Annotated in this window: 5 protein-coding genes and 1 pseudogene; all 6 read right to left on the bottom strand. The window is 73.2% G+C overall.

Annotation, left to right across the window (positions count from 1 at the left end):
* Positions 1-586 (bottom strand): annotated as a pseudogene (locus tag KS423_RS38120) (hypothetical protein); the annotation flags it as partial.
* Positions 587-736: 150 nt separating this feature from the next.
* Positions 737-1,363 carry a GNAT family N-acetyltransferase gene (locus tag KS423_RS38125; protein WP_224284323.1) on the bottom strand — a complete coding sequence of 209 codons (627 nt, stop codon included), beginning with the start codon at positions 1,361-1,363 and terminating at the stop codon, positions 737-739.
* Positions 1,360-1,878 (bottom strand): molybdenum cofactor biosynthesis protein B, encoded by a 519-nt coding sequence (locus KS423_RS38130; RefSeq protein ID WP_224284319.1) that lies wholly within the window; start codon positions 1,876-1,878, stop codon positions 1,360-1,362. The genes KS423_RS38125 and KS423_RS38130 overlap by 4 nt, the downstream gene beginning before the upstream one ends.
* Positions 1,875-2,315, bottom strand: coding sequence for a cyclic pyranopterin monophosphate synthase MoaC (gene moaC, locus KS423_RS38135; RefSeq protein ID WP_263455674.1), 441 nt, complete (start codon positions 2,313-2,315; stop codon positions 1,875-1,877). The genes KS423_RS38130 and moaC overlap by 4 nt, the downstream gene beginning before the upstream one ends.
* Before the next feature lie 127 nt (positions 2,316-2,442).
* Positions 2,443-3,780, bottom strand: a complete 1,338-nt coding sequence (glp, locus tag KS423_RS38140; protein ID WP_224284321.1) for a gephyrin-like molybdotransferase Glp — start codon at positions 3,778-3,780, stop codon at positions 2,443-2,445.
* Between the two features lie 34 nt (positions 3,781-3,814).
* Positions 3,815-4,735, bottom strand: a complete 921-nt coding sequence (gene galU, locus KS423_RS38145) for a UTP--glucose-1-phosphate uridylyltransferase GalU (protein ID WP_224284322.1) — start codon at positions 4,733-4,735, stop codon at positions 3,815-3,817.
* Between the last annotated feature and the right edge of the window lie 302 nt (positions 4,736-5,037).

Below are 5,037 nucleotides of genomic sequence, written 5' to 3' on the forward strand. Positions count from 1 at the left end.
AGGCCACGGCGCGCTGCTGCTCGCGCTTGCGCAGCCGCTCGGCCGCCTGGGCGGCCCGCACCCGGTCGAGCTTCACCTCGTACCGCTGGCGCTCCAGCTTGCGCAGGTGGCCGATGTACAGGGTGAGGAGGACCGCCGGGACCGCCGGGACCCAAAGGAAGGCCAGTCCGGCCACCGCGGCGACCACCGCGCCGAGCGCGAAGGAGAGGAAGAGGGCGGTGACCATCCGGCGCCGGCGGGCCAGCAGACGCGCCCGGCGCTCGACACCGGCCCGCGGTTCGGGGGCCGACCGTTCGGCCGGGCGCTGCACCGGAGGTTCGGGCTCCCGCGCGGGGTCGCCGGAGGTGGCCTCGTCCCGTTCGGGAGGGCCGTCGTTGCTCTGCTCGCCGTCACGCGGTTCGTCGCCCAGGGCCCGGGCTGCCCGCCGCTCCAGCGCCGAACGCCCGGCCAGCAGGCGGATGGCGGTGCTGAAGCGTTCCGTCGGGCGCGCCTCGTTGAGTTCGTCCTGCCTGCGGAGCCACATCGGCACCAGATAGGCGGCCCAGGCCCCTACGATGACGGCGTAGATAAGGCCGCTACTGCTCACGATTCACACCGTACGGGCGCCGGGGAAGGCCTGGCAGCAATTTGGTGCGGCGTGTCGTGTGATCAAGCTGATTCTCCGACTATTTTGCCGGTATTTGTGGGGGTCCGGTGCCCCGCCGATGCCAGATCGATATTTCTTTCGAACATATATTCAATTACTTGGCTCGCGCCCGGAACTGAGCGCCCGCCAGCGCTCCAGCATCCCCTCCGGGACCTCCTCGTCGGTCAGCGCGTAGACGAGGTGGTCCCGCCAGTCGCCGTCGATGTGGAGATAGCGCGGACGGATTCCCTCCGAACGGAAGCCGAGTTTCTCCACCACCCGCCGGCTCGGGCCGTTCTCCGGGCGGATGCAGACCTCGATCCGGTGCAGTCCGAGCGTGCGGAAGCAGTAGTTCACCGAAAGCGCCACGGCGGTCGGGATGATGCCCCGGCCGGCCACCGTCTCGTCCACCCAGTACCCGATGTTCGCCGAGCACATCGATCCCCAGGTGATCCCGCCGACGGTCAACTGCCCCACCAGCTGGCCCTTGTAGACCACGACGAAGGGCAGCATCCGGCCGGCCGAGGCCTCGCCGCGCAGGAAGCGGACCATCTGCCGGTACGTCGGACGGGGGCCGGCCACCTGGCCCGCCGGGCCGGGCGGCACGGTGGCCTCCCAGCGGCGCAGCCAGTCCCGGTTGCGGCGGCTCACCTCCTGCCACTCACGCTGGTCGCGGGCCCGGATCGGGCGCAGCACGACCTCCCCCTCGTGGAGTTCTACCGGCCAGCCGGCGTTCAGTGCCCTCTCCTGGATGCTGGAGCCCCGGTTGCTGGGGCGTCGGTCCGGGGGTGGTCCCCGCCGCCGAGCTGGTCGACGGCGTGGGCGAGCAGCGGCTCCAGGACGGCCAGGCCGTCCTTGACACCGCCGGTCGAGCCCGGCAGGTTGACGATCAGGGTACGTCCGGCGAGCCCGGCGAGCCCGCGGGAGAGCGCCGACGTCGGCACCTTCTCCCGGCCGTACGCACGGATGGCCTCGGCGATGCCGGGGACCTGACGGTCGATCACCCGGGCGGTCATCTCGGGGGTGAGGTCCATCGGCGAGATGCCGGTGCCGCCGGTGGTCAGCACGACGTCGTAGCCGGCCGCGACGGCCTCGCGCAGCACGGCCTCCACCGGGTCGCCGTCCGGGACGACCCGGGGGCCGTCGGCGGTGAAGCCCATCGCGGTCAGGCCGGCCACCAGCAGCGGGCCGCCCCTGTCCTCGTAGACCCCGGCGAAGGCCCTGTTGGACACCGTCACGGCCAGCGCCTTCATGCGTCCACCTCCGGGGCGGACCAGTCGCCGCTCTTGCCGCCGGTCTTGCTCAGCACCCGGACGGACTCGATCGTGGCACCCTTGTCCACCGCCTTGACCATGTCGACGACGGTCAGCCCGGCCACCGCGACGGCGGTCAGCGCCTCCATCTCGACGCCGGTGCGGTCGGCGGTCTTCACGGTGGCGGTGATCTCGACCGCGTCGTCCGCGACGGCCAGGTCGACCTTGACGCCGGAGACCGCGATCGGGTGGCAGAGCGGGATCAGGTCCGGGGTCCTCTTGGCGCCCATGATCCCCGCGATCCGGGCCACCGCGAGGGCGTCGCCCTTGGGCACGCCCTCGCCGCGCAGCAGCTCGACCACCTGCGGGGAGACCCGCACCCGGCCGGCCGCCACGGCGGTGCGCGCGGTGGTGGCCTTCTCGGAGACGTCGACCATCCGGGCCGCGCCCTGGTCGTCGACGTGGGTGAGGCGGTCGCCGGGGGGAGGTGTCGTCACGGGTAACTCCAGAGGCGCGCAGATCGAATACCGCGCTACCGTACCGTTCCCCGGTCCGGGGAGCTGATCAGGAGTCCAGCAACACCACGTCCACCTCGCTGCCGGCCGGCAGTTCGGTGGTCTCCTCGGGGACGGTGATCAGACAGTCGGCCCGGGCCAGCGCGCCGACCAGGTGCGACCCGGCGCCGCCCACCGGCTCGACCGTGCCGTCCGCCGCCGAGTAGCGGCCGCGCAGGAACTGCCGGCGGCCGGCCGGCGAGCGCAGCGCCACCGGACAGAGCGCGCGGACGACCGGGCGGTGCACGTCGGTGGCCCCGAGCATGGTGCGGATGACCGGGCGGACGAAGAGCTCGAAGGAGATGTAGGCGCTCACCGGGTTGCCGGGCAGTGCGAGCAGCGGCACCCCGGCCGCGCCGCCGATCCGGCCGAAGCCCTGCGGCTTGCCGGGCTGCATCCGCAGGCGCCGGAAGTCCACCCCGCCGTAGGACTCGAAGACCTCCTTGACCACGTCGTACGCGCCGACGCTGACCCCGCCGCTGGTGACGATCAGGTCGGCCCGGCCGAGCTGCTCCTCCAGGACGGCGCGCAGCCGGTCGGCCTCGTCCGGGACGGCGCCGACCCGGTAGGCGATGGCGCCGGCCTCCCGGGCGGCCGCGGTCAGGGTGAAGCTGTTGGAGTCGGCGATCTGCCCGGGGCCGACCGGTCGGCCGGGCTGGACCAGCTCGCTGCCGGTGGACAGCACCACGACCCGAGGACGCGGGCGGACCTTCACGGTGGGACGGCCGATCGCGGCGAGCAGGCCGAGCTGGGCGGGGCCGAGCCGGGTACCGGCCTCCAGCACCCGGGTGCCGGCCGCGACGTCGCTGCCGCGGCGGCGGATGTGCGCGCCCTCGGTGACCGGGCGCAGGACCCGGACCTCCTCGTCCGGGACGGGGGCGGTCATCGCGGCTGCGGCCACCCCGGTGCCGGTGCCGCCGTCGGTCCACTCGACCGGTGCGACGGCCTGGGCGCCGGGCGGCAGCGGGGCGCCGGTCATGATCCGGGCGGCCTGGCCGGGGCCGACCTTGGGCAGCCGGTCGGCGCCGGCGGCGATGTCGCCGACCACCGAGAGCACCGACGGGTAGGCGTCGGTGGCGCCCTCGGTGTCGGCGGTGCGGACCGCGTAGCCGTCCATCGAGCTGTTGTCGAAGGGCGGCAGGTCGCCGTCGGCGGTCACGTCCTCGTCGAGCCGGCAGCCCTGGGCGTCGAGCAGGTGGAGCTCGATCGCGGGCAGCGGGCCGACCGCGGCCAGCACGTCGGCGAGGTGCTCGTCCACCGTCCAGAGCCGGGGGGCCGCCGGGGCCGGGTCCGCTCCGGCGTCGCAACAGGCGCTGGGCGTGGTGCTGTGCTCGGTGGACCCGGTCATCGGCGGCTCGCTCTCTGTCGTGGTCGGTCCTGTGTCAGGCCTGCATCTCGGAACCGACGAACTCCCGCAGCCAGGAACGGAACTCCGGGCCCAGGTCCTCGCGCTCGGAGGCCAGACGGACGATAGCGCGCAGGTAGTCGGCGCGGTCGCCGGTGTCGTAGCGGCGGCCCTTGAAGAGCACGCCGTGCACCTGGCCGCCGTCCGCCGCCTCACGGCGGGTCAGCTCGCGCAGGGCGTCGGTCAGCTGGATCTCGCCGCCACGGCCGGGCGGGGTCTCCCGCAGCACGTCGAAGACCAGCGGGTCGAGGACGTAGCGGCCGATCACGGCGTAGTTCGACGGGGCCTCGCCGGGCTCGGGCTTCTCGACCAGGTCGGTCACCTGGAAGACGTCCTCGCCGAAGCCGTTCGCCTTGACGGCGGCGCAGCCGTAGAGGTGGATCTGGGAGGGGTCGACCTCCATCAGGGCGACGACCGAGCCGCCGAGCTGCTGCTGCACCTCGATCATGCGGGCGAGCAGCGGGTCGCGGGGGTCGATCAGGTCGTCGCCGAGCAGGACGGCGAAGGGCTGGCCGGCGACGTGCTGCTCGGCGACCGAGACGGCGTGACCGAGGCCCTTCGGGTCGCCCTGGCGGACGTAGTGCATGTTGGCCAGCTCGACGGACTCGCGGACCCGGGCCAGGCGCTGCTCGTCGCCCTTGCGGACGAGCAGTTCCTCCAGCTCGTAGGCGCGGTCGAAGTGGTCCTCCAGGGCGCGCTTGTTGCGGCCGGTGACCATGAGTATGTCGGACAGGCCCGCGGCGGAGGCCTCCTCGACGACGTACTGGATCGCCGGCTTGTCGACGACCGGGAGCATCTCCTTCGGGGTGGCCTTGGTCGCCGGGAGGAAACGGGTGCCCAGTCCGGCCGCGGGCACCACGGCCTTGGTTACCGGAACTCGGAAGTTGGTCGTCGTCATGCGTTTACCTTACTCAGGCACGTTTTCGCCCGGCCGAGCGCAGGCGGTCGGCTAGGACAGCACGTCGCGCGACCCGGCCACAGTGGCAGGCGTATGGGACACGACCGGCTGGGTGAATGGGTCCCGGCCGACACAGGCCGACAGACTACCCGCCTTTCCCGAACGGTCACGTTCGGCATCCGGTCCGTGATCGGGAGTGCGGGTGGCCTGTTCGGAGCGGTCGGTGCGGGGCCGGTCGGGCTCCCCGGCGTGCCGGGCCTGGAGCCGCCAGCAGTCGCCGCCGGCCGCCCGGGCCGCGGCGA

The organism is Streptomyces sp. LS1784 (assembly GCF_020103755.1).
Classification (GTDB): Bacteria; Actinomycetota; Actinomycetes; order Streptomycetales; family Streptomycetaceae; genus Kitasatospora.